Here is a 437-nt window from a genome sequence, read left to right as displayed (position 1 = left end):
GGCCTGGGCGTGACCACCGCCCCTGGCACCGCTGACCTGCTCGCCGCGCAGTTGTGCGATGAGCCGCTGCCGCTGGCGGCCGAACCCTATTCCCCGCACCGCTTCCTCGGAGCCAATGCCCATGCCTGAGCTGATCCTCGACGGTCGCCCGCTGCGGGTCGCCGCCGGTACCACGGTCGCCGCTGCGCTTGCCCTGGGCAGCGACGGCACTACGCGTACATCGGTCAGCGGCCAGCGCCGCGCGCCGCTGTGCGGCATGGGCGTCTGCCAGGAATGCCGGGTGAGCATCGACGGCCAGCGCCGCCTGGCCTGCCAGACCCTCTGCCGCGACGGCATGCAGGTGGAGAGCCGCTCATGAACGCTGCGGCCGATATCGTCATCATCGGCGCCGGCCCGGCCGGGTTGTCCGCCGCCCGCGCCGCCGCCCCCCCCCCCCC

1 protein-coding gene and 1 pseudogene are annotated in these 437 nt (G+C 74.4%); both read left to right on the top strand.

The window, feature by feature from the left end; genetic code table 11:
- Positions 1-129, top strand: a pseudogene (locus ACCC94_RS30080) (D-amino-acid oxidase); the annotation flags it as partial.
- A complete protein-coding gene (locus tag ACCC94_RS30075) occupies positions 122-358 on the top strand; it encodes a 2Fe-2S iron-sulfur cluster-binding protein (protein WP_413353220.1) in 237 nt (78 codons plus the stop codon). The pseudogene ACCC94_RS30080 and the gene ACCC94_RS30075, both read left to right, overlap by 8 nt.
- Positions 359-437 lie beyond the last annotated feature (79 nt).

Origin of the sequence: Pseudomonas sp. Pseusp97 (genome assembly GCF_047304025.1) — a bacterium.
Classification (GTDB): domain Bacteria; phylum Pseudomonadota; class Gammaproteobacteria; order Pseudomonadales; family Pseudomonadaceae; genus Pseudomonas.
The sequence above is the reverse complement of the archived record's forward strand: the minus strand, read 5'-3'. Positions and strand labels throughout refer to the sequence as shown.

Excerpts from the sequence above, each read along its gene's own strand:
- ACCC94_RS30075 (WP_413353220.1), top strand. The coding sequence starts at position 122 with ATGCCTGAGCTGATCCTCGACGGTCGCCCGCTGCGGGTCGCCGCCGGT.